Origin of the sequence: Microcystis sp. M015S2 (assembly GCF_020245945.1) — a bacterium.
GTDB lineage: Bacteria > Cyanobacteriota > Cyanobacteriia > Cyanobacteriales > Microcystaceae > Microcystis.
Genome location: NZ_JADBTX010000018.1, coordinates 38,862 through 60,959 on the forward strand (window position 1 = coordinate 38,862; position 22,098 = coordinate 60,959).

The window sequence follows — 22,098 nt, forward strand, 5'->3', positions numbered from 1 at the left end:
CCTGTTTTAAGAGAATCTCTGAAAGTGTATTGCTAATCCATGTTAACAAAAAAGTATCGGATATTAGTCAACAGCTTACGACTCAGGCCAGAACTTTAAGATTTAATAATGAGAGCGCAATCGCTCCCTGACAGCAGTTACAATTCCCCTATCCCAATGTTGTTCAGTAACCCAACAGGATTAATAACACATATTTTCCCGCTCAATCATGGCTAAAAAATCGAAGACATTTAGTGAACTGCTCAGGCTGCAGAAAATGTCCCAAGGATACCAAAAACCCTTGAAAAGCTTTGAGAAGAAATTAAAACAAGAGTCCTTGCCTTTCAAAGAAATTGTCGTCTCTCCTTCCGGGGAAGTCAAAATGTCGGAAGTTCTCGAGGATTTTGTCGAGCCTTACCGTGAACCCAGTGAAACGAAGGAGTCCATGCAAAGACTGCTGACCCTAGGGACAATCGCTTGGAATCTGGCGTTGTCCCCCGAATCAGAGCGGCAAGGGGTGATAGACCGAGTTTTTAACAAAGACCTTCTTAACGGAGATGAAAAGCTCAAGGCGGAGATTCAAGGGCTAATCGAGGAGCTAATCCCCAGGAAAAACCGTTATTTTTCGGAAAACAGGCGAATGATTGTGGATTTTGAGTTAAAAGAGCTAGGAAGCAACTATCATATCTCTGTTGCTTCAACTTTGTCGCCGGAGAGAAATGTCTGATGGATGATTCCCAGAAATACGAAGCCGATTGTCAAAAGATAAGAAAAGCCAATCATGAATTACTAAAGGATTTTGAGAGTTGGCTAGAATCATCAGGTCTGTCGGAAAAAACCATTAATAATCATGTTTCAAATATAGATTTTTATATCAACGAATATTTACTCTATGAAGATGCCGTAGAAGCTAAAGACGGGGTAGATATGGTCAGTGACTTTTTGGGTTATTGGTTTATCAAAAAGGCACTGTGGGCCAGTCAATCAAGTATCAAGGCTAACGCAGGTAGTCTGAAAAAGTTCTACACTTTCTTACTTGAAAAAGGCTTAATAGATAAAGATGATTTGCGAGAACTTAAAGAAACCATCAAGGAAGAAATGAGTGAATGGCTGGAAACCCTAAAGCGATACGATGACCCATTGACTGAAGATATGTCGGATATTTGGTGATTTTAACCGAGGGGCAATCCCCCACCCTCTGGCTGAGAAGCTATAATATTATGGTCGGGACACAAAAAGAGCGAAACAATGACAACATTAGAGTTAGAAAGCTGCCAGTCGATTCTTAAGGCTGGTAAAACGACGACAGAAAGAGCTTTACAATTGTTTGACGCTCTCGATCCCGTGAGTTTAGACTTTATGCTCGGTCTTTGGCAAGGTTCTGGACTTCAGACAAATCACCCCATGGATGGTTTATTAGAAGCATCTAATTGGTATGGTAAAGAATTTGTTGATACTGAGAATGTCCACCCCCTGTTATTTTTAGATGGTCAGGGAAAAATTTTTAAGGTGGCACCCAATCCCACGGCCATGAACTGGATTTTGAAGCTGCCGATACTGAAAAATAATTCTCTGAAACCTTTACTGATGCTGACCAACTCCTTGCTGAAAACGCAGACAAGTCAGGCTAGACTGCGAATGATGGAATATCGGGACAAAGTCAGCGCCACGATGATTTATGATTATTTGCCGATTAATGACTCTTTTCGGAAAGTAGATGATAATACGGTGCTGGGAATTATGGATTTTAAAAACTTTCCCCAGCCTTTCTTTTTTGTTCTCAAGCGATGTCAAAAACATTTTAATTCTTGAGGTTGGATTTGAAATTGTTCGCGCTCGTCCAGTTGCCAAGCTTGTAAATCGATCGCCCAGCCTGAAACTACGGAGACAATTAAATAAGTATATCCTGACCAGGCTAATTGGCGATCAATTTCCGAGGGAATGGCGGCATGATCGGGATGGGAATGATAGATACCAATAATTTCTAGCTGGTTTTCCCGCGCCGATTTTTGAGCTTGTAAAAGCACTTCTGGCGCAATACTAAAGCGGTTTTTTCTATTGCCTGACCAGTTATTTTCCGTTGCTTGTATGCTGATAACTTCGGCTGCTGTCTCGGTAATTTTTCCTAGGAGTAACCCACAACATTCTTCGGGATAGGTGGATTCTGCGTGGGTGAAAATAGACTGGTAAATTTGGTCTGTAATCAGGATCATAGGGTGGAGTAAGCGGGTCTCAAATGCTATGGACAACAGGGTAAACGCATTTTTTGCTTCTAGCTGGCTATTTTGTCACCCGCCAACTGAGTTTAAGATTAACCCAAAAGTTCCAAACCGTGACGATGGCAATCGCAATAAAGTTAGCTAGATAGCGATTGATTCCTAAACCATTAAAGAGAAGGTTGAGCAGCAGTACGTTTAAAATTAAACCGGCTAAACAGATCAAATTGAACTTGAAAAATCTTTTCCAGCGTTTATTCCAACCCCGTTGACGAGCGGATAAATCGCCAAAAGTCCAGCGATCATTCCAGATAAAATTATTAATAATTGCTAATTCGGCGGCGATGATTTTACTGCGGGTTAATCCCCAACCCAAAGCGGCGGGATCACTGAGAAGATAGAGAAAGGCCATATCGACAAAAACCCCGGTTAATCCCACTAAACCGAAGCGAATAAATCTATCTAAAGGTAGATTGACAATTACATCTAAAAACCTTAATGGCTTTTGAGAGCGCAAACGCAGCAGATGGAAGATATATTCTAGCCATTGTTTCCAAGTTACCTTACTTTCCCCCTCTAGCCGCTCTTGGAAGACATAACCCACTTCTCCGATGGTTTCGATGCGGCCTTTGCCGATGACTTCTAGTAAAATCTTGTAACCGGTGGGATTGAGAATTGGACCAGCGATCGCTTGACGGCGGACCATAAAGTAACCGCTCATCGGATCGGAGACGCGACCGACCACCTCTGGCAGTAGAATTAAACCAAGAATTTGAGCGCCGCGGGAGAGAAATCTTCGCAGCAGACTCCACTCGCTCACTCCTCCCCCTTCGACGTGACGACTAGCAAGAGCTAAATCGGCTCCTTTTTCGATAGTTTCGAGGAGATTGTAGAGAATTTCGGGGGGATGTTGCAAATCTCCATCGATTACTGCTAGTATCTCACCCCTTGACCCTTGCCAACCCCGCACCACTGCGGACGCTAATCCCTTTTCTCCCTGACGACGCATCACCCGCAGTTGCGGGTAATCCAGGGTTAATTTGCTGGCTAATTCCCAAGTGCGATCGGGACTGTCATCATCGACGATAATTAGTTCATACTGATCGGGAATTTTTTGATCGAGTAATTGACTGAGATTCTCGACTAGGGGAATAACGTTATCTCGCTCGTTATAAGTGGGAATAACTAGAGATAATTTGAGTAATTGCGGTGAATCTCTGAGAATATAACTATTATTGCTAATAATTCCTTCAATTTGCTCTAAAAAAGGGATTTGCAAAGAGCCGACGGGGGTGGTTAAAAAGGGATAGGGTGGAGAGTTGGTCACTCGCTTACACTCACAGACTAAAACAGGTTTAGAGACGCACAGTTTACCCGCAAATTTGAGCTAACTACTGGCGATGCGGAATCCTAATACACTATAGCGATTATCGGGACTAAATTGGCCCCGACTAGCGGAGCGACATTCCCTCAATTCTGTCCCCCAACCACCTCCACGCAGGACGCGATAACGATTGCCGGTGCTATTAGGATCGGCCGGCCATACTTGGTCATCGCTGGGAGCATTTTTATAGTTGCGATGCCAAGGATCGGCACACCATTCGTATAAACCGCCGTGTAAATCGTATAATCCGAAGGCATTTGGGGGAAAACTGCCTACAGGGGTGGTTTTAGCTCGAAATTCGCTCTCTCTTTCCACTGCGTAGGGAAATTTAATGCCATAGTAGTTAGCGAATTCACTGGTAAGGGTGGCACCAAAGTAGAAGGGTGTGGTAGTGCCGGCACGACAAGCATATTCCCATTGTGCCTCGCTTGGGAGCCGATAGTTTCTGCCGGTGGCCCTGGCAAGTCGATCGCAAAACTCGATCGCATCATACCAAGAGATGCTATCGACGGGTAAGTTATCCCCTTGGAAGTGGGAGGGATTGGGGTTTAAATCGCGGTTAATTTTGGGCAGATTAGCGACAATTTGCCATTGTTTTTGGGTTATCGGGTATTTACTCAGGTAGAAACTGTTCACCTTGACTAAGCGCTGGGGTTTATCACTACCGGTAAAGTCTCCTTTTTCTCCGTCTGGTGTCCCCATGATAAAAGTGCCAGCAGGGATAGCAATCATCTCTAATCCCGCAAGGGTTTCGCTGTAGTATTCGGCACTGCGGGAATTGCGCTCGATCACGAAACCGCTAGGATCGAGAGTAACGGTTTCAAAGGAAAAGCTTTGTCGGGGGGGAAAAGAGGAATTTTGGGGGGGGTGCGGGGGGATGATTGCTGTAGCGGTGGAGGGGGAAACAATATTTTTTCTATCTAGAATCGCTGCCAGGCCGACTCCTGCACCGATCAGACTGATCCACTGGCAAAATTTACGTCTGTTTACTTTAATCATCCCGATTTTTCTGTCATTATCACCCCATCTAGTATACCATGAAATTCTGACTATTATTTGGTCACTGTCACTTGTCCTTAATAATCGATGCCCAGCTTTTTGACTGTCCATAAACATTGGTTGATTGCAGCAATTATCACCTTTTTAGGTGCTTTTTTGCGAATCTATAATTATGATTCTTTGCCTCCGGATAATTGGACTTCTGATGAATATGCTTTTGCTTGGAGTGGCATGAGTTTATTACAAACGGGTATCCCCACCAGTTGGTCATGGTTGAGTCCCACGGATAATTTTCCTACGGTGGTTTGGGAAGCGAAAAATCTCCGTTATCGTTTGGTTACTCCCTGGTTTGATCATCCTCCTTTATTTGGTTTATTGGTGGGTTTATTTGCTCTTTTAGGAGGAGCAAAAACTTTTTTTGATTGCAGTTTAACTATTATTAGAGTCCCTTCTTTACTATTAGGTATTGCTGCGATAGTTTTGGTCTATTTACTCGCTCTCAAGTTAAGTAATTTATCGATCGCTATAATCGCTAGTTTAATTTATGCCACCAATCCCAATACAGTTTTCCTCTCTCGGTTAGCTATTAGTGAAAATTTAATGATTGTTTTGTGCTTATTGGTCGTCTTACTGTATTGGCAATACTATCAAACTCATCGGAAAAAATATCTCTACATCGCCGCTTGTTTAGCTGGTTTAGCCTGTTTAGTCAAGGTAACAGCTATTTATTTAGTAGTATTATTAATTGTTCTCTTGATTTACGAAAGGCAAGGACGAGAAGCCATTTATGTGACTGGGATTGGTGCTTTCTTTTTCTCTCTCTATTTTCTCTACGGTGCTATCTATGATTACGATTTTTTTCGTAAGATATTTCAAGAACAATCCCTGCGCTTTGAGGACTTTAATTTTGTCAAATATCTAACCACTCCCACGGTATTTTTCGAGGATGGTTGGTTAATTTTTAGCTGGTTAACCCTCTTACCCTTTCTCAGAAAGAATCCCGCTAGTCCCCAAGTTAGATTACTCGCTTTACCAGTAATCCTCTACACCTTAATTTTAGTTGCCACGGGAGCGCAAAGTCACTTTTTTACTTGGTATATGATTCCTTTTTATCCGTTTATGTTTATTATTCTAGGCATCTTTCTCGATGATTTTCGCCAAGAAACGGACGGATTAACTGCCTCAATTATTTTTATCTTTCTGGGAGTTTGGTCGATTCATCTCAATTTGACAGCATGGATTTTAGCTTCTCCCTACGGTCGCTATTATTTTATGATCGGTACGGCAGCAATTCTGGGAGTATTCTATCTCAAGGATATCTTTGGTCTCTTTAAAAAATTCTGGATTGATCGCTTTACTTTCCTCTTATTCTTGGCCCTGCTGGCAGCTAATATCAATGTGGTATTAACCTATAAGTTTTCCGGTTAAAACTTGCTGAGAAGGAACCCCGAAAAGGGATAAATTGGCCTGGGAATCGAGAGTAAACTTAACCCAGATCGCTGACTCAGGAATAACTTATTCTTGGCCAGTTCCGGCCAATGTTAAATTTATTAATAGACTCTTTAACCGATTGTCCCCTAACCTTTTCCACTGAACTAATAAATGTCGATCGATTTTCGCAATCTTAATACACTTTGGGGTTCTATTTTAGTCGAAACATTGGCCCGTTTGGGATTGAAGATAGGGGTGGTTTCTCCCGGATCGCGATCGACTCCTTTAACGGTAGCCTTGGCAAGACATCCTCAGATTGAAGCTATTCCCATCTTAGACGAGCGCTCGGCCGCCTTTTTTGCCCTAGGATTAGCCAAACAATTATATCAACCGGTGGTTTTAGTCTGCACTTCTGGCACTGCCACGGCTAATTTTTATCCCGCAGTCATTGAAGCAAAAGAAAGTCATGTCCCCTTATTAATTCTAACCGCCGATCGCCCCCCAGAATTGCGTCATGCTCACGCCGGTCAGACTATCGATCAAGTCAAACTCTACGGCAATTATCCCAACTGGCAAGCGGAAATTAGCTGTCCTAGTGCCAATATCGAGCGTTTACGCTATCTCCGTCAAACTATCATCCACGCGTGGTGGCGCTGTCTCGATCCTGTCCCCGGAGTGGTGCATCTGAACTTACCATTTCGGGATCCCCTCGCACCAACTCCCGATCTAGAAATTAACAATTTAGAAGCTAATTTTGACGAAGAAGCTTTTTTTAGCAATATATCTCGGCAAAATATCGCCATTAACCACTCAATTCTCGAAATTCCTTCTTTATCCTCCAAAGGAATTATCATCGCGGGATTAGCTTCCCCGCAAAACCCCGAAAGTTACTGTCAGGCGATCGCTAATTTGGCTCGATCACAACAATATCCCGTCTTAGCGGAAGCTTTATCTCCTCTGCGAAACTATGCAGGGTTAAATCCCCATCTCATTACTACCTATGATTTATTATTGCGGAATCCTGCCATTAAAACCCAATTAACCCCCGATGTTGTCCTGCAAATTGGCGAATTACCCACCAGCAAAGAATTACGGACCTGGTTAGAAGAAATCGACTGTCCGCGCTGGATTATCGATCCCCATCCCGATAATTACGATCCTCTACAGGGAAAAACCGGACATCTCAGGGGAAATATCGAGCAATTAGGGCATCTATTCCCAGATAAAACCGATAATAACCAAGAATATCGGCAATTATGGCAAAAATTCGACCAGCAAGCTAGATTAACCATCGATCGCCTTTTGGCAGCAGAGACTAAACTGATTGAAGGGAAAATCCCCTGGCTGCTCTCCCAATACCTCCCCCCCCGCACCCCGATCTTTATCTCTAATAGTATGCCTGTTCGCTATGCCGAATTTTTTAACCCGCCTAGCGATCGCCAAATTCGTCCCTATTTTAATCGCGGGGCCAATGGCATCGACGGCAACCTCTCCACTGCTATAGGAATAGCTTATAAAAATGTCCCTAGTCTGCTATTAACGGGAGATTTAGCCCTATTACACGACACAAATGGTTTTTTAATCAAAAAATATTTTGTTGGCTCCTTGACCATAATTTTAATCAATAACAAGGGGGGAGGCATTTTCCAGATGTTGCCGATCGCCAAATTTGACCCTCCCTTTGAAGAATTTTTTGCCACTCCCCAAAATATCGACTTTTGCCAACTCTGTCGCACCTACGGTATCGATTACCATTTAATCAGCGATTGGACTGATTTTGAGCAAAAAATCGCAGTTTTGCCGGAATCAGGGATAAGATTACTAGAAATATCCTGCGATCGAGCTTTTAATACTCAATGGTTCCTCAGTAATTATAGTTAATTGCCTTTTTCGAGAAAGTCAATACAATGGGTGGAAAGCGAGTTAAAAGAGGCCGATGAATCGACAAAGACGGCAAAAATCAAGACAATTTTCTCTCCCTAGATATTCTATCTTTCCCCTGGAACAATGGCGATGGGGAGTGACTTCTTTGGTGATTAGCTTGGTCTTGTCCCTAATGATTTTAAAACTGAATACCTCTAGTCTCTCCACTGCCACCATAAATATTTTTAATCCCTCCACTGTGGGGGAGAATTTAGCCGGTAAGAGTCTAGATGAGTTAGAAAAGCAGAAAATCGCCGAATTTTTGCAAATTGCCCCGCCAGAAACCGAATTAACCCTCGATCGCACTCCCTTGTTTATTCTCCACGATACAGCTTGGAGTATGACTGCGGGTAACATCGAAGAGCAGAAAAAATATGCTCGCGGTCCGATGAAATTGGGTCCGAATGTTTACATCCCCCGCAAACCGAGTTCTAGGGATAGAGATATTTTAGACTCGATCGCCCGGCCTTTTTTTGAACGTCACCGTCCCACGGCCACTTTTTATGAACAAGCGGCCGAAATGCTGCCCGCAGACACCAGGGATCAATTAGTGCGTCAACTGTGGCAACTTACCCCAGAAACTATCCGCGTCAAGGGTTTTGCACTTGCTTTAGAGGGTGTTCCTTTGAGTACACGATCGGCCCCTGAGTTAGAAAAAAGGGCGAGAATTTGGTTAAATACGCCTTCAGAAGCCGTTTTTAAGCGTTTAGTCAAACAATATCCCATAAATTACTTTGATGGGGCAAAAAGCACCGCATTATGGGCAACAGAAGCGATTTGTCAGCAGCTGTCCCACCCTAATTGCGATCGCTTGCGACCGGTTTTTGCCGAAAGAAATCGTCGGGTTATCTCCAGCGTTAACATTGAACTGGTACAAGCGCCGGGATCCCACTGTTTGACCAAAGGACGCTTGCAACCCCTCCCCGGTTACAGCGATTTTCAATACCAACAAACGGCGAAATATTATCTCCTAGCAGCCTTACAAACGGGACAATTACCGCAAATTGTCAGCCATTTTGCCGTGGATAGTTTTCTGATTAATCAAGGAAAATATCCCCATTGTGACCCCCGGGGTTTTGATCTACAACGTCTCTACAATCTCATCAGTCAAGCTTTGGGTTATGACCCTGGCACTGTTTATGGCATCGTCCCTCGTTACGGCACAAATATTATAGCCGGTGATAATATTTGGTGGCATAATCAAGTTTTTGACGCGGCCAATTTATCCACAACTTTAAATTAGACCTGATCATTTAGAAATGTCCACTTCTCCCAAAGCTTCTAGATAGGTAATCGCCGCTTCTAAAGGAGAATCGTAGCTATATGAAAACTCCTCAAACCAGCGTCCTTCCTCCGATTTGGCATCTAATTTATCTAACCATTGCTTCGCCTTTCTAGTTAAAGCTTGTCGCTTGCGCTGCTGTTTTAATGCCGCTGCTTTTTCTTTTTCCGCTGCCTCCTGTTGTTGCCTTTCTTGGTTTTCTAAGGCTAAAGCTTTTAAAAGCGCATCGGTAGCAGAATCGCTGGTATAATTAACCTTAAATTCGGCCGGGGAACGATCTTTTTCTTGGCGAGAAGAAGGGGACGGCATCGGTTTTTCCTGATCCCGTTTCTGGTATTCTGCCTTCATTTGTGCCAGTAAATCTTCTATTTCTCCCATAATGATCAAGTTAGAAAGTAAAAAGTTAAAAAGCGGGTTTACTTATTTTTCCAAACGCACTAGATACCATTGTAAATAACCCTCCTCACTCAGGTCCAACTCGCAGTAATTATCGCGCAGATAGAGAGCTTTTTCCTCAAAACTAGAGAATTTCGCCAATTGTCGGGGACAAATCTCCGGTTTTGCGGTGATTAAATCTTTTAACTTATCCCGCAACTGGTCGGGAGTCTGGAATTGTTCGGGTTGATCGGCCTCGAGGACAAGAAAATAGTCCCCTTGATACATAATAGAATCGGGCATCGCTGTTTGATAGTCTCAGTAGGAAAATTTTTTGGCTATCTTTATCACTTTATCGCCTCAACGCTCGATCAACACCACCACTATGACAGACCATCTCACCAATCCCTTTCTCAGTCTCCCTTACGAAAGCGCCATGCAGGACTTGGGGGACCAATACTACGATCAAGTTGCGGCCGCGGATTTTCCCAGTCATATCCTTCGTTTTCGCAATGATGCTTTATTACCTTTGGTGGGAATTCAGCCACAATTAACCTTAGATGAGCATTTTATCGAGGCTTTTGGTAAATTTCAATCCCTGACCCCCTTTTTGGCCCTGCGTTACCACGGTTATCAATTTGGCGAGTATAATCCTTTTTTGGGAGATGGTCGCGGTTTTCTCTACGGTCAAGTTAGGAGTATTGATGGCAAATTATACGATTTTGGTACGAAAGGATCGGGACGGACCCCCTATTCCCGTCATGCGGACGGTAGGTTAACTCTCAAGGGTGGAGTCAGAGAAGTCTTAGCCGCGGAAGCTTTACGCAGTTTAGGGGTGAATACCTCTCGCTGTCTGAGTTTGGTGGAAACGGGGGAAGCTCTCTGGCGCGGCGATGAACCTTCCCCGACACGATCTTCGGTGATGATTCGAGTTAGTAATTCTCATATTCGTTTCGGGACTTTTGAGCGTTTATTTCATATTAAACGTGGCGATTTAATTAAAAGACTCCTCGATCATGTGATTATTTATTATTATCCTGAAATCGATCCCCAAGATAGCGATCGCTATTTAAAATTTTACGCCGCTTTGATTGAAAGAACCGCTAAATTAGCAGCCCAATGGATGGCCGCAGGTTTTTGTCATGGGGTTCTCAATACCGATAATATGTCAATTACTGGGGAAAGTTTCGATTATGGTCCCTACGCTTTTATTCCTTCCTATAACCCCCAATTTACGGCGGACTATTTCGACTACGGTGGCCGTTATAGTTATGGCAATCAGCCTTTTATCTGTCGCTTAAATCTAGAGTTACTGCAATCTCCCCTGTCCATGGTTGTCTCCTTGTTAGAGTTAGATATGGCTTTGGCTAACTATGACCAGCATTACAATTTTTATTATCAAAAAATGATGCTCAAAAAGTTAGGTTTTGAGGATATTTTTACTCCCGAATCCGCTTTACTGGTCAGCAAAACTGTGGAAGTTCTCCAAGAAACTGGCCTGGGTTATCACGACTTTTTCTATCAATTAAGTGAACAATTTAATTACGGTTGGCGAGAAAATAGTTCTCTAATTCTTGAAAATATAGATTTACCAAAAGCTGATTGGCAACGTTGGCGAGAGTTATATAGTTTGGTCTTAAATCAATTACCCTCAGATTCCTTAGCTCAAATTGGCGATACCTTAACGCATTATAATCCTAAAACCGCTTTACTTAGACCGCTAATCGAATCGGTCTGGGAAGCCATTACCTATAAAGATGATTGGCAACCTTTCCAAGAATTAGTGATAAAATTACAAAATAAACAGTAATTAAGTAATAAGTAGTGGTGCAAAGTTAATTTCTTGGTTAGAATAGGCAAGAGGCAAGAGGCAAGAGGTAGTTAAATATGTGTAATTAATTATCTCTAGCTACTTATTCAGGTCATTTCCTGAAATGCGTTGGACAAAAATTGACCAGACTTGGCGATCAATGTTTCCTCTCCAACCATTAAGATTGTCAAAATAATAGTAAAATTTTGTGACAAAGTGCAGTCATATCTAAGAATCTTTGCTAGAATACCAGAAGGCTTCTCTGATAAGTCTCCTTAAAGGAGATTGTTTGCAGTAAACTAATCTGGCTAACAGGCTTTTGGGGGTGATATAGGGAAAGTTAACCCATATCGTTACTCTGGAGAGTGTTATATAGAAAGTTGACCTATAATATGTCGTTAGACCGCTCAAATTCTCGATTGAGACCTTATTTGGTGCTATCTGAGGGGTATTCCTTAATTGATAAAATCGAAGAAAAGCTGTTGGGCTTGAATAATGGAAATTGTAGTTTCATTACTGCTGGGCATAATTATTGGTAGTGCGGTCACGTATTACGTTTTGCAGAAAATAAACCTGAGAAAAACCGTTAGAGAATATGAAACTCAAATTCAAGTTTTAAAAGAACAGCATCAGCAAGCCCTTAAGGATGCCAGGAATAGAAGCTTAGATGGAAGTCGCGCTGTTATAAAGGGGAAAATAGCAGAGCAGTTAGCACCAGTTCTTCCAAATTTTAAGTATTTGCCGTCAGATGCTAGATTTATAGGCGATCCGATCGATTACGTTGTTTTTAATGGTTATACAGATATCAAAGATAACGGTGGTAACGAGAACAATCTAGAAGTTGTAATTTTAGATGTTAAAACAGGGCAAGCAAATCTATCCCAGTTGCAACAGGCTATTGCGAAAGCAATCAATGCGGGGCGAGTACGCTTTGAGGTGGTTCGACCTGAAACTTCCAAGCAAGAAGGTGCTAGAGCTTACGATAAGTCATCAGAAGAAGCTTTGCCTAAAAAGTCTTACAGCATTAAGGACATTCAGAAAACGCACCCGCGTGCTTATGAGCCTTGGACTAAAGCTGAAGATGAGCGGCTAAGGCAACGTTACAAACAAGGTATAGTGATCAACGATTTAGCTAGGGAGTTTCAAAGAAAGCCAGGAGGTATTCGTTCTCGGTTGAAGAAATTAGGGTTGCTGCAATAAACCGCAGCCTAACAATCCCGTTGGAGTTGAGGAATGTTAGCCCTAGGGTGCGTTCCCTAATGGGGGTCCTACTGCTCCACCGATCGATTTTTGGGGAACGCACCATGCCCATAGATTACAGCAAGGTTTGAGGGCCAACTAACAAAGATATGCCCAGAGTTGGGTTAGTCATCTATCGGATTAAAATGTAAAGAGAATAATCACCCATACTTCAATCTAATATCCATCCTATGCAAATTACCCTCAACCTTGATGAATCGCTTCTCAAGGAAGCCTTTCAACTGACTAACCTCACCACCCAAGAGGAACTAATGAATCTTGCTCTACAAGAATTCGTGAGATCGCGCCGTAAGAAAAACCTTCTCGACCTTGCCGGACAAATTCAATTTGCTCCAGATTTTGATTATAAAGCCCTACGGGAAACCGGTCATGTTGCTGATTGACACATCTGTGTGGATCAGCGTCTTCCGCAGTCGCGATGGTCAAGTTCGCCAGCAACTGGAAACGTTAATTGCAAATCGTGAGATTTTACTCACCCGCTTTACTCAGCTGGAACTGCTTCAAGGGAGCTTAAACGAGCAAGAGTGGACAATCCTCTCTACTTACCTCGAAGTGCAGGATTATGTTGAACTCACACCTTCTTCCTGGCAAGCAGCTGCACGTATTTACTATGATCTGCGTCGTCAAGGATTGACTGTTCGCAGCCCAATTGATTGCTGTATTGCTCAAGCGGCACTAGAAAATGATCTGCTTCTGATTCACAACGACCGTGATTTTGAAACCATTGCTCAAGTGCGATCTCTTCAAAATCTCCGTTTTCAGCCCTAGGGTGCGTTCCCTAATGGGGGTCCTACTGCTCCACCGATCGATTTTTGGGAACGCACCATGCACATTGATTGAAGCTGTGAGTTTAAGTGCGATGCTGAAGGCACTGGGTAGCAGTACGCCATCGCTGTAGCAACGTGGAGGCTAGAATATATTAAGCCCTATACGTTAGATGTTGTCTATGACTGAACGACTTGAGCAGGCGATCGCCCAATTACAAACCTTGTCAAGCGATCAACAGGACGCGATCGCAACCCTAATTTTGGCAGAACTCGAAGAAGAAAAGCGATGGAATGACTCCTTTACCCGCTCACCAAACTTGCTGGCTAAACTAGCAGCCGAAGCAATGGCAGAACATCGATTGGGCAAGACTCAAGAATTAGACCCAGAAACGTTGTGAAGTCTTGTACCACTGCTCGTTTTCGGGAGATGTTTGCAGATCTTCCAAAACCGATTCAAGAGCAGACCCGTAAAGCGTATCGGCAATTCAAAGAAGACCCAAGCTATCCCAGCTTGCGATTCAAGAAAGTCCATCCACAGCTGCCCATCTATTCTGCACGCATCAATAGGGATTATCGTGCTGTCGGTCAATTAGAGGATGATACGGTGATTTGGTTCTGGGTTGGTTCCCATGCAGAGTACGATATGCTGCTGGATCAATTGTAGTGCGGTGCCGCTCTGGTAGGCCCAGTTGGGGAATGTTAGGGAAGATTCCCATTGTCGTCAGAAGCGGGTAACGCGACTCGAACGCGCGACATTCACCTTGGGAAGGTGACGTTCTACCACTGAACTATACCCGCAAAACCATCCCTAATCATAGCATTGACCCCCCGACAAGAGCAACTGCTCTAGGCTGTTTTTCATCATCGCGCCGGTTTGTCCAGAAACGCTAAATAGACTCGCCAGCGGATGATCAAAAATATTCACCGTTCAACTTCTTCATCCTCAAAGAGTCAAGGAGCTAGAGATTTTTTTAAATGCCATTTGTCGATAATATCACCGGGTAATTTTGAGAAGTTGGCAAGGTTTCTTTGAAAATGCCTCTGAGCTTGGACAGGAATTTAGGGGGTATTTTCTGGAAAAGAATCACTATAATTAAATAAAAATGGTACGCTATTTTTTCCCGATCCATCCATGACTAAAACCCGGGGCATTTGCGCCCCACCTTCGCGCCAAGCTTCGATCGCTTCTTTCTGTAAAACTAATCCGCCTCCCTGTTCTTTTAAAGTTTCTGCTAATAGTCTTTGTGCCTCAGCTTTCCCTTTAGCGCGATTAACTTCTGCTTGGGCCTGTTGTTCCGCTTCTTGGGTGATATAAACGGCTCTTTGGGCGCGTTGTTCTGCGATTTGTTTATCTTCGACAGCCCGAGCAAATTCTGGAGAAAAATTCAAATCTACCACACTGGTATCTAAGACTAGAATACCATACTTTTCTAACCGAGTCGATAGGGCATTATCAAAGTCTTCTTTTAACTCACTGCGTCGAGTAATTGCCTCCTCTACGGTTCTTTTAGCGGCGGCAATTTTAAAGGATTCTTGGGTTTGAGGGGCGATAATTTTAGCGACAATATTTTGGAGGGTGCCTTGGGTTCTTCTAATGGCCACTACTTGCGTCGGATCGAGACGAAAATTAATCGCAAAACTAGCGGATAAATCCTGTAAATCTTTAGTGGAACTTTGGGCGGGAACTTCAAATTTTTGCACCGTAACATCGTAGATATCGACACTAGAAACAAAGGGAGGTTTAAAGTGAAATCCCTCCAATAAAACCCCGTCCTTAGCCTTTCCTAACACACTTAAAACCCCGGCTTGTCCGGGGGTGATAATCACATAGGCATTAAAGGCCGCTAAAATGACAATAGTGACCAATAATCCCCCGATCAGGGAAAGTAAATTAATAGCATCTTTCTGGTTCACAGTTTATACTCCTTGATGAGCGACTAAAGCGAGAATTTTTACCGCAATTGCTTGATTGACAGGCATCACTGACAGACGATTTCCTGTCCTTACTAATAATAATTCATCGGCGGTAAAATTTTGTTTTAAAATTCCCAGGGGCAGCAGTTGGGGAAAAAGGCGCTCGAATTCAACTTTAACCGTCCACCAGCGCGGGGAATCTGGGGAGGATTTAGAATCATAGTAGGGACTATCGGGATCGAATTGTGTGGGATCGATCATATCAGTTTGCACCACTCGCATCAAGCCGACAATCCCCGGCGGGGTCGTATTAGAATGATAAAAAAAGGCCAAATCTCCCCGTTTCATCTGACGGAGAAAATTGCGGGCCTGATAATTTCGCACTCCCTCCCAAATAGTTTGACCATCTTTTTTTAAATCCTCGATACTATAGACATCGGGTTCCGATTTCATTAACCAGTAATTGAAATTCATCATTTATAGTTGTTATTAATTCAAAGCCGTTCCTGTCAGCCCTGTCACCATAGGGTTAAATATAATTCACTTTGACTGCTTTTGTAGTTCTACTCAAACAATTATTGAGAAGAATGTATCTAAAAATACTTTTGTTAGCGGCAATTTTTAAGGACTATAAGCGTCCAAGTCTAGCTATTCTTGGCAACCGTCAGTTTTTCCCTATAGCTAAAAATAATTTATTCTCCACTATTAAATCGCTCAAATAAGCTGTAAAATAAGATACATTGCTCTAAAAATCTCTAGCCAATCCATAGATTATCGGTGTTCCAAGCCACTCGCCGCCGTTTAGCCTTATGGTACACTGCCGTCACTGCCATACTACTGCTTTTTCTCGCTACGGGAATGTATTTTTATGTGCGCCATACCCTAGTGGATCGCATTGATGATACCCTCAAACACATCATTGAGGTGGTAAATCGTTCCCTCGTGATCGAATCGATTCCCCCGGATCAAGGACGTTATCGCGTCGATCCCCTCGCAAGTTTTCCCAGTCAGGGTAAATCCGTCGAGGACGATCATATAGATTTGGAATGGTTTGATCCCCAAGGTAATCTAGTTTGGTCAACTTTGGCTGAATCCTTAGATATTCCCCTCCATCCCCACCGTCAAGGGGAAACTATTCGCTTATCCGATAATCGTCTGCTGCGACAAGTAACCGAAAGGGTGGAAATCGGTCATTATGTTTTGGGATATCTGCGGGTAAGTCATCCTTGGTTTGAGGTGACAAAACCGATTAGACAGCTATTATGGGATTTAATCGTCGGAATTTGCCTGATGATTGCCAGTGTCGCTGGGATTGGTTGGTTTTTGTCCGGTTTAGCCATTCAACCAGTAAAAGAGTCCTATCAGAGTTTAAAACAATTTACCGCCGATGCTTCCCATGAATTACGCAATCCGATCGCCACTATCCAAACTAACGTGCAAATGGCGATCGCTTATCCCCAAACTGGCGATCAACGCTTGCGGGTGATCGATCGTTTAACGGAAAGATTGGGCAATTTAGTCAATGATCTGCTTTTTTTAGCCCGTTCTGATAGTGGCATCGTCCAACCGATCGAGCAAGCTGTACCTTTGGATGCTTTATTGATGGAAGTGGTGGAAGAACAGCGTTTAATCGCCGATAAGCAGGGAATTTGCCTCTCTTTGTCGATTGTGGAACCGGACCAAGAGGATTTTTCCTACAGCGATGAAATGTTTACTATGCAGGGAGATTGGTATCAATTAGCCCGTTTATTCACAAATTTAATTTCTAATGCCCTAAAACACGCTTTTTTGCCCGAATCTGAGCCTAAAAATGTGGCAGTGGAATTGGAAAAAAGTAAACGCGATCGACAATCGGTGTTACTGGTACGCGTCAAAGATAACGGAATCGGGATTCCCGAGGCTGCTTTGTCCCATATTTTCGATCGCTTTTATCGTCTCGATCCCGCACGGCAAAATTCCGCCACTTCCGGGGGAACAGGATTAGGATTAGCGATCGCTTTAGCGATTACCCTCAGTCATCATGGACAAATTAGCGTCGAAAGTCAGATCGATCGAGGAACAGTTTTCACCGTCACCCTACCGAAAAGCCATCAACGGGAGAAAAAAACCGAAAAGTCAGAAGCTTAACACCTCTGACTTTTTTTATACCCCCAAGGGAATTCGAATCCCTGTCGCCTCCGTGAAAGGGAGGTGTCCTAGGCCACTAGACGATGGGGGCGTGGATTTCAGACCTTTTTAAATATAACAATAATCTTTCTGGGAGTCAAGGGTTTTGGCAAAAAATTTTTTTATCCCGCCCTTGCACAATAGGATAGTCTAAATGAAGATGTTATCGCCGAAAATCCATGGCTGCCGATCCCTATAAAAGCCGACTGTTCAACCTGATCAACCGTCGCTTGATCCGTCTGAAAGATAACCTCGGCCGCGTTTCCCGTCGCGGTCAAAATGCGATCGCTCTTGCCCTGCAAATAGCCATCTATCCCGTCTATTTACTGATACAATCGCTGCGGGTGACGGCTAATCAATTGGGGAACAGTCTCCAGAAACAATTATCACCCCCCGGCAAAGAGGGGACGGATGCGATCGAAGAATTTCTCCAGAGCTTATCCGACCAAGAAACGGCATTTATTGGCATAGCAGCCGATCTAGAGGATCAAGCTTTAGTTTTCGTCACTAACGATCACCAGACCGTTAAAATCACCGATAATCAAACCCAAAGACAAATAGAAAAACAAATTAGGACGGCACTGGCTAACTACGCCCTCGAAAAACGGAGAATTAAGCGATTAAATCCTCAGTATCCGCCTTTATTACCGAATTTTACCGACAAAAATCCTGTCTTGCCTCCGATACGTTGGTTTTGGAACCTACTACGCTGGGAACAACAGGGGCAAATAGCGATCGCCATAAATCTCTTCCAGGAATCCCATCTCGTCAAAACCTCGACACCACCCTCTTTACCACTGCCTAATTTAAATTCTCAAGCGATTTTAGAAGTCATTGACGAAAAATTAGCGATTTTCGAGACTAAATTTCTCGCTATCTCCCCCGCAATCCCCAGCAGTTTTAGTCACACCTCTAACCCCCCTTCCGATCTCGTTAACCAGTCCCCGACTCTCGAGAAAAATTCCTCCTATCTCTGGCGCCTTTATTGGTTAATTTATGCGGCGATCGAGCATTTCTGGGCAAAAGAGAAGAATAATTTAGAATATAGTGCTGATTCACCCGCTTTATCGGCAAAATATCCCCTAAGTCTTCCTAATTCTCTGCTGATCACCTTCAAGCAACGTCTCCAGGATTGGCTAGAAAAACAAACCCAAGCGGATCCCTTCACGATCGGCAAACTCATCCAAGCGGCGATCGATCACTTCTTTGCCTCTGGCCAATCCCTGACATTTTCCGCCGTCAGCGAGCAACCATGGCTAGAATCCGCCGATATCTTGGCTATTTCTCCCCAAGACTCCGAAAAACCGCGCCTTAACCCCGCTTATCCCCTTCCCCAGTCCCCAGGCACACCAGCCGAGCCTTTCATCACAAAAAAAGCTTTTAGTCAAGAAAAACAAAATAAATCTTTACAAAAAATCCCCCCGGCCGCCGCTGAAATTACTCCTGGAGAATCCCCCCCCGCAACCCAATTAGATCCCCGCTATGCCAAGGAAATAATTCAACCAATTAACGAAGAATGGTTAGAAACCGAATCAACCCCCGTCGGCTACGTTAAACACCCCTTAGAACGGATTTTAGAGGGATTAGATGCGATTATTTTATGGGTGGAGGAATTAGTTATTAAAATCTGGCGTTGGTTGCGGTACAATCGACGCATTTCTAAATTACTCAAACGCAAACGCTAAATCGATCGGTTTTGGGTATAGCCGATCGGGTAAGCTAAGACGTATTTAAACTGCTTATTCTTGGATTAGCCGAATCTCCTCCAATCCCTTTACTGTTGCCCCCTGCCTCCGTTAACGACAAAAATAAGTTAAACTAACGGCAAAGATAATAGGTTTTGATTTTTTTCCTTGGCATTACTTATGGACGGTATCTGTACCTTAGCCAATGATCGCGTTTACGATCAATTAGTCGCCCTACTCAACAGCATCGAGGTCAATGGAGGAAAAGATCTTCCTGTTTGTGTCTATCCCTACGATGACAACACCGAACGTATCAAGGCGGAAATTGCTCAACGTCCTAATGTAGAGTTATTTGATAATCAGGAAATTATCGAACGCTGGGAAAATTTCGCCAAGTCGATTTGGGATAGCCACCCGCAAGCCCGCGAACGTTGGTTGAAATCGGGTTGCACTGACCGATATTATCGTATGGGAATGCACCACCGTTTTATTGCTTTTGATAGTCCCTTCGAGCGTTTTATCTACATGGATGGGGACACCTTGCTACTCGATGCCGTTGATAAAATCTTCGCTATCCTAGATAGGCACGATTGTGTTGTTTATGACTTTCAGCACAAAGATCCCACTCATGTCTACGAAGTTTCTCAACCAAAATTATTCGAGGTTTTTTCCCGTGATCGTATCGAAAAGGAGATTTTTTGTGCGGGTTTCTATGCTTCTAAAATTGGTTTATTCGATGGAAATCAGCGAGATTGGCTAGTAGAACAATTGCGAGCAGGAGAAGCGGAAATTCTCTATCCGATGGCTCCCGATCAAACTATCGTCAATTATATGATGATGCGCTCAAATTTTTCTATATATAATCTAGCTCTTCAATTGCCTAAAGAAGAACGCACCGGCTGCTGTGTCACCTCTCCCCATTTTCAGGCTTTAGATAATATTCTTTACGATAAGGGCAAACGTTTGACATACCTTCACTACATTGGTTTATCTTCCTCTCTGTTCACTCGACTTTGTAGCGGTGAAAACCTCGATTTTCCCTATCGAGATATTTTCTTACACTATCGTTATCTCTACGAACCTAGTCAACGTCCTATATTTACCGGTAGTCCCAAACCCTATCAACCACCGACCCCAACTTTTTGGCAAAAAGTAACCAGAAAACTCGGCTTAGGAAAATAATAATTAGGAGTGAATAATCAGTTTTCAGGTTATTAAAGACTGATTATTTATTGCCCCTATTGCCTATTGCCTATTGCCTGTCCTGATATGTAGCTTATACTCAATGGATTTAGTATCAGTTATCTTAAGGGTGAGTTAGGAAGTCTCTGGTTTTAGGGAAAAGGGAACGGGCAACAGGGAACATTAGCCAGTCATCCAGAGATGATAGCAAATTAGGTTACACTTCATCTGTAGAAGAAACGCTGTAACCTAATTCCGATGATGGCTGTACTTTCTGACCTATTTTTGGTTCCGTCCCTGCCAACAATCTTTTAATATTACCCTGATGACGAATAATCACATAGATTCCCCCGATCAAACTAAATAAAATATAGGGGAGAGGTTGACCCAAAACAACCATTAAAATGTTCACCACCAGCGCCCCGATAATCGAACCTAAAGAAACAATCCGGAAAAGTGCCAGAATAACTAAAAAACTCGCCAAAGTTCCGCAAGCCACTAGGGAATTCATCACTAATAAAACCCCTAAACTGGTGGCGACGGATTTACCACCACTAAAATTCAAGAAAATCGATTTACTATGACCGATGATTGCCCCCAATGCTGCCCCGATAATTAACCAGTAATACCAACTTTCTGGGAGAGGATTGACATCCATAAAATATAGTCCTCGTACCAGGGCCACCGCCGCCATTCCTTTTAACATATCAATTAATAACACCGTCGCCCCAGCAGGTTTTCCCAGAGTTCTCAGCACATTGGTGGCCCCGGTGGAACCGGAACCATAGTCACGAATATCGATGCCTTTGCTGTATTTACCGATTAAATAACCCGTGGGAATCGAACCGAACAGATAGGATAAAAGCAAGATAATAAGACTGATAAGAATCGGAATAAGCATAAATTAACCCCAATTTTTAGCAAGAGCGAGCGCCGTTATCAGTGTATCAGCCTGAAGACAAAAAACCACTCACAGGGAACCATAGACGGGAATTGCCGCCCCGCGCAGGTCTTTCGCCCCTTCCCCCGCCAGAAAACAGATCACCTCGGCTAGAGATTGGGGACTTACCCAGTCCTTGGCATTTGCCTCCCCCATCGCTTCCCGGTTGCCCGGAGTATCGATAACACTTGGCAAAACCACGTTAGCAGTAATATTAGTCTGTTTGGTTTCTTCTGCGATCGCTTGAGTTAAAGCCACTACCGCCGCTTTCGAGGCACAATAGGCGGCCAAATTTGCCCCCGGTTGTACGGCGCCACGAGAACCGATAGTGACTATACGACCATAATTATGAAGTTTCATCGAGCGTAAACAGTGTTTACACAGTAAAAAAGTGCTATGGAGGTTTAAATCGAACATTTTTAGCCAATCTTCATAGCTAAACTCCTCCGTCGCCCCCATGGTAAAACCCCCGACTAGATGAATTAAAACATCGACACGACCGAGATCATCAATTAATCTAGCCACGGCAGTTTCTTGGGTCAAATCCACCCTGACAAAGCGAATACGCTCAAATTCCGCCGCACTCAGCCGAGATTTCAGACGACCTACCTCCCTTTCCTCCCGATAGGTCATGGTCAGATGACCGCCATGGTGTAAAACCGCCGGAGTGACTCCTAAACCCAGTCCTCCCGTACCGCCGGTCAGCAATACCCGTTTATCTTTCATATTGATTGATAGATAGTCGATCGCTCCAATTATAGACGATTTAACCGGGCAATTGGGCA

Annotated in this window: 23 protein-coding genes, 2 tRNA genes and 1 pseudogene; 15 read left to right on the forward strand and 11 right to left on the reverse strand. The window is 43.5% G+C overall.

Going from position 1 to position 22,098, the window contains the following annotated elements:
* Positions 1 to 208 precede the first annotated feature (208 nt).
* The 3 genes and pseudogenes from IM473_RS04175 to IM473_RS04185 all read left to right on the forward strand — a co-directional run.
* Positions 209 to 694, forward strand: a pseudogene (locus IM473_RS04175) (hypothetical protein); the annotation flags it as partial.
* Positions 695 to 705: 11 nt separating this feature from the next.
* The gene (locus tag IM473_RS04180) at positions 706 to 1,149 is read left to right on the forward strand and encodes a site-specific integrase (protein WP_287658769.1); all 444 of its coding nucleotides are present in this window, start codon (positions 706 to 708) and stop codon (positions 1,147 to 1,149) included.
* Positions 1,150 to 1,227: 78 nt separating this feature from the next.
* On the forward strand, positions 1,228 to 1,791 hold the full coding sequence (locus IM473_RS04185) for a DUF4334 domain-containing protein (RefSeq protein WP_287658770.1): 564 nt from the start codon (positions 1,228 to 1,230) through the stop codon (positions 1,789 to 1,791).
* Here the strand turns inward: IM473_RS04185 and IM473_RS04190 are convergent.
* From IM473_RS04190 to IM473_RS04200, 3 genes are all read right to left on the reverse strand, one after another.
* A complete protein-coding gene (locus tag IM473_RS04190) occupies positions 1,770 to 2,192 on the reverse strand; it encodes a M67 family metallopeptidase (RefSeq protein WP_287658771.1) in 423 nt (140 codons plus the stop codon). The genes IM473_RS04185 and IM473_RS04190 overlap by 22 nt on opposite strands.
* A 67-nt stretch (positions 2,193 to 2,259) precedes the next feature.
* Complete coding sequence (locus IM473_RS04195; RefSeq protein WP_287658772.1) at positions 2,260 to 3,522, reverse strand: glycosyltransferase; 1,263 nt, start codon at positions 3,520 to 3,522, stop codon at positions 2,260 to 2,262.
* Positions 3,523 to 3,582: 60 nt separating this feature from the next.
* Positions 3,583 to 4,578 (reverse strand): formylglycine-generating enzyme family protein, encoded by a 996-nt coding sequence (locus IM473_RS04200; RefSeq protein ID WP_287658773.1) that lies wholly within the window; start codon positions 4,576 to 4,578, stop codon positions 3,583 to 3,585.
* An 87-nt stretch (positions 4,579 to 4,665) separates the two neighbouring features.
* Between IM473_RS04200 and IM473_RS04205 the strand changes: the two genes are divergently transcribed.
* The 3 genes from IM473_RS04205 to IM473_RS04215 all read left to right on the forward strand — a co-directional run bounded on the left by IM473_RS04205 (position 4,666) and on the right by IM473_RS04215 (position 9,175).
* Positions 4,666 to 6,006 carry an ArnT family glycosyltransferase gene (locus IM473_RS04205; RefSeq protein WP_287658774.1) on the forward strand — a complete coding sequence of 447 codons (1,341 nt, stop codon included), beginning with the start codon at positions 4,666 to 4,668 and terminating at the stop codon, positions 6,004 to 6,006.
* Positions 6,007 to 6,180: 174 nt separating this feature from the next.
* Positions 6,181 to 7,890, forward strand: a complete 1,710-nt coding sequence (menD, locus tag IM473_RS04210) for a 2-succinyl-5-enolpyruvyl-6-hydroxy-3-cyclohexene-1-carboxylic-acid synthase (RefSeq protein ID WP_287658775.1) — start codon at positions 6,181 to 6,183, stop codon at positions 7,888 to 7,890.
* A gap of 55 nt (positions 7,891 to 7,945) precedes the next feature.
* The gene (locus IM473_RS04215) at positions 7,946 to 9,175 is read left to right on the forward strand and encodes a hypothetical protein (RefSeq protein ID WP_287658776.1); all 1,230 of its coding nucleotides are present in this window, start codon (positions 7,946 to 7,948) and stop codon (positions 9,173 to 9,175) included.
* Positions 9,176 to 9,181: 6 nt separating this feature from the next.
* Here IM473_RS04215 and IM473_RS04220 read toward each other — a convergent pair whose 3' ends face one another.
* Positions 9,182 to 9,592 carry a salt stress protein, Slr1339 family gene (locus tag IM473_RS04220; protein ID WP_287658777.1) on the reverse strand — a complete coding sequence of 137 codons (411 nt, stop codon included), beginning with the start codon at positions 9,590 to 9,592 and terminating at the stop codon, positions 9,182 to 9,184.
* A gap of 42 nt (positions 9,593 to 9,634) precedes the next feature.
* Positions 9,635 to 9,892 (reverse strand): CRR7 family NDH-1 assembly protein, encoded by a 258-nt coding sequence (locus tag IM473_RS04225; protein ID WP_287658778.1) that lies wholly within the window; start codon positions 9,890 to 9,892, stop codon positions 9,635 to 9,637.
* Positions 9,893 to 9,974: 82 nt separating this feature from the next.
* Between IM473_RS04225 and IM473_RS04230 the strand changes: the two genes are divergently transcribed.
* The 6 genes from IM473_RS04230 to IM473_RS04255 all read left to right on the forward strand — a co-directional run bounded on the left by IM473_RS04230 (position 9,975) and on the right by IM473_RS04255 (position 14,090).
* Entirely contained in the window at positions 9,975 to 11,399 is a 1,425-nt protein-coding gene (locus IM473_RS04230; protein WP_502845922.1) for a protein adenylyltransferase SelO, read from the forward strand.
* A 495-nt stretch (positions 11,400 to 11,894) separates the two neighbouring features.
* Positions 11,895 to 12,599: a Holliday junction resolvase-like protein gene (locus tag IM473_RS04235; protein ID WP_002737990.1), complete on the forward strand. Its 705-nt coding sequence runs from the start codon at positions 11,895 to 11,897 to the stop codon at positions 12,597 to 12,599.
* 230 nt (positions 12,600 to 12,829) lie between these two features.
* The gene (locus tag IM473_RS04240) at positions 12,830 to 13,042 is read left to right on the forward strand and encodes a type II toxin-antitoxin system VapB family antitoxin (protein WP_002758634.1); all 213 of its coding nucleotides are present in this window, start codon (positions 12,830 to 12,832) and stop codon (positions 13,040 to 13,042) included.
* Entirely contained in the window at positions 13,029 to 13,427 is a 399-nt protein-coding gene (gene vapC, locus IM473_RS04245) for a type II toxin-antitoxin system VapC family toxin (protein ID WP_287658780.1), read from the forward strand. Before IM473_RS04240 ends, vapC begins: the two co-directional genes overlap by 14 nt.
* A 178-nt stretch (positions 13,428 to 13,605) precedes the next feature.
* Positions 13,606 to 13,824, forward strand: coding sequence for a hypothetical protein (locus IM473_RS04250; RefSeq protein WP_287658781.1), 219 nt, complete (start codon positions 13,606 to 13,608; stop codon positions 13,822 to 13,824).
* A complete protein-coding gene (locus tag IM473_RS04255; RefSeq protein WP_194016025.1) occupies positions 13,821 to 14,090 on the forward strand; it encodes a type II toxin-antitoxin system RelE family toxin in 270 nt (89 codons plus the stop codon). Before IM473_RS04250 ends, IM473_RS04255 begins: the two co-directional genes overlap by 4 nt.
* Positions 14,091 to 14,152: 62 nt before the next feature.
* Here the strand turns inward: IM473_RS04255 and IM473_RS04260 are convergent.
* The 3 genes from IM473_RS04260 to IM473_RS04270 form a co-directional block, all read right to left on the reverse strand.
* Positions 14,153 to 14,224, reverse strand: a tRNA-Gly gene (locus IM473_RS04260).
* Between the two features lie 261 nt (positions 14,225 to 14,485).
* Positions 14,486 to 15,340 carry a prohibitin family protein gene (locus IM473_RS04265; RefSeq protein ID WP_287658782.1) on the reverse strand — a complete coding sequence of 285 codons (855 nt, stop codon included), beginning with the start codon at positions 15,338 to 15,340 and terminating at the stop codon, positions 14,486 to 14,488.
* Between the two features lie 3 nt (positions 15,341 to 15,343).
* A complete protein-coding gene (locus IM473_RS04270; RefSeq protein WP_287658783.1) occupies positions 15,344 to 15,817 on the reverse strand; it encodes an EVE domain-containing protein in 474 nt (157 codons plus the stop codon).
* Between the two features lie 300 nt (positions 15,818 to 16,117).
* Between IM473_RS04270 and IM473_RS04275 the strand changes: the two genes are divergently transcribed.
* Positions 16,118 to 17,467: a sensor histidine kinase gene (locus tag IM473_RS04275; RefSeq protein WP_287658784.1), complete on the forward strand. Its 1,350-nt coding sequence runs from the start codon at positions 16,118 to 16,120 to the stop codon at positions 17,465 to 17,467.
* 18 nt (positions 17,468 to 17,485) lie between these two features.
* Here the strand turns inward: IM473_RS04275 and IM473_RS04280 are convergent.
* Positions 17,486 to 17,558 (reverse strand) — tRNA-Glu (locus IM473_RS04280).
* Between the two features lie 127 nt (positions 17,559 to 17,685).
* On the opposite strand from IM473_RS04280, the gene IM473_RS04285 reads away from it, so the two are divergent.
* A complete protein-coding gene (locus IM473_RS04285) occupies positions 17,686 to 19,191 on the forward strand; it encodes a hypothetical protein (protein ID WP_287658785.1) in 1,506 nt (501 codons plus the stop codon).
* A 180-nt stretch (positions 19,192 to 19,371) separates the two neighbouring features.
* Complete coding sequence (locus IM473_RS04290) at positions 19,372 to 20,373, forward strand: Npun_R2821/Npun_R2822 family protein (RefSeq protein WP_287658876.1); 1,002 nt, start codon at positions 19,372 to 19,374, stop codon at positions 20,371 to 20,373.
* Positions 20,374 to 20,590: 217 nt separating this feature from the next.
* Here IM473_RS04290 and plsY read toward each other — a convergent pair whose 3' ends face one another.
* Entirely contained in the window at positions 20,591 to 21,274 is a 684-nt protein-coding gene (gene plsY, locus IM473_RS04295) for a glycerol-3-phosphate 1-O-acyltransferase PlsY (RefSeq protein ID WP_407069724.1), read from the reverse strand.
* A gap of 69 nt (positions 21,275 to 21,343) precedes the next feature.
* Positions 21,344 to 22,039: a 3-oxoacyl-ACP reductase FabG gene (fabG, locus tag IM473_RS04300; protein WP_002799931.1), complete on the reverse strand. Its 696-nt coding sequence runs from the start codon at positions 22,037 to 22,039 to the stop codon at positions 21,344 to 21,346.
* Between the last annotated feature and the right edge of the window lie 59 nt (positions 22,040 to 22,098).

What these genes read in the sequence shown, in the direction of transcription:
- IM473_RS04180 (WP_287658769.1), top strand. Translation starts at nt 706, where the DNA reads ATGGATGATTCCCAGAAATACGAAGCCGATTGTCAAAAGATAAGAAAA.
- IM473_RS04185 (WP_287658770.1), top strand. Translation starts at nt 1,228, where the DNA reads ATGACAACATTAGAGTTAGAAAGCTGCCAGTCGATTCTTAAGGCTGGT.
- IM473_RS04190 (WP_287658771.1), bottom strand. Translation starts at nt 2,192, where the DNA reads ATGATCCTGATTACAGACCAAATTTACCAGTCTATTTTCACCCACGCA.
- IM473_RS04200 (WP_287658773.1), bottom strand. Translation starts at nt 4,578, where the DNA reads ATGATTAAAGTAAACAGACGTAAATTTTGCCAGTGGATCAGTCTGATC.
- IM473_RS04205 (WP_287658774.1), top strand. Translation starts at nt 4,666, where the DNA reads ATGCCCAGCTTTTTGACTGTCCATAAACATTGGTTGATTGCAGCAATT.
- menD (WP_287658775.1), top strand. Translation starts at nt 6,181, where the DNA reads ATGTCGATCGATTTTCGCAATCTTAATACACTTTGGGGTTCTATTTTA.
- IM473_RS04215 (WP_287658776.1), top strand. Translation starts at nt 7,946, where the DNA reads ATGAATCGACAAAGACGGCAAAAATCAAGACAATTTTCTCTCCCTAGA.
- IM473_RS04220 (WP_287658777.1), bottom strand. Translation starts at nt 9,592, where the DNA reads ATGGGAGAAATAGAAGATTTACTGGCACAAATGAAGGCAGAATACCAG.
- IM473_RS04225 (WP_287658778.1), bottom strand. Translation starts at nt 9,892, where the DNA reads ATGCCCGATTCTATTATGTATCAAGGGGACTATTTTCTTGTCCTCGAG.
- IM473_RS04230 (WP_502845922.1), top strand. Translation starts at nt 9,975, where the DNA reads ATGACAGACCATCTCACCAATCCCTTTCTCAGTCTCCCTTACGAAAGC.
- IM473_RS04235 (WP_002737990.1), top strand. Translation starts at nt 11,895, where the DNA reads ATGGAAATTGTAGTTTCATTACTGCTGGGCATAATTATTGGTAGTGCG.
- IM473_RS04240 (WP_002758634.1), top strand. Translation starts at nt 12,830, where the DNA reads ATGCAAATTACCCTCAACCTTGATGAATCGCTTCTCAAGGAAGCCTTT.
- vapC (WP_287658780.1), top strand. Translation starts at nt 13,029, where the DNA reads ATGTTGCTGATTGACACATCTGTGTGGATCAGCGTCTTCCGCAGTCGC.
- IM473_RS04250 (WP_287658781.1), top strand. Translation starts at nt 13,606, where the DNA reads ATGACTGAACGACTTGAGCAGGCGATCGCCCAATTACAAACCTTGTCA.
- IM473_RS04270 (WP_287658783.1), bottom strand. Translation starts at nt 15,817, where the DNA reads ATGATGAATTTCAATTACTGGTTAATGAAATCGGAACCCGATGTCTAT.
- IM473_RS04285 (WP_287658785.1), top strand. Translation starts at nt 17,686, where the DNA reads ATGGCTGCCGATCCCTATAAAAGCCGACTGTTCAACCTGATCAACCGT.
- IM473_RS04290 (WP_287658876.1), top strand. Translation starts at nt 19,372, where the DNA reads ATGGACGGTATCTGTACCTTAGCCAATGATCGCGTTTACGATCAATTA.
- plsY (WP_407069724.1), bottom strand. Translation starts at nt 21,274, where the DNA reads ATGCTTATTCCGATTCTTATCAGTCTTATTATCTTGCTTTTATCCTAT.
- fabG (WP_002799931.1), bottom strand. Translation starts at nt 22,039, where the DNA reads ATGAAAGATAAACGGGTATTGCTGACCGGCGGTACGGGAGGACTGGGT.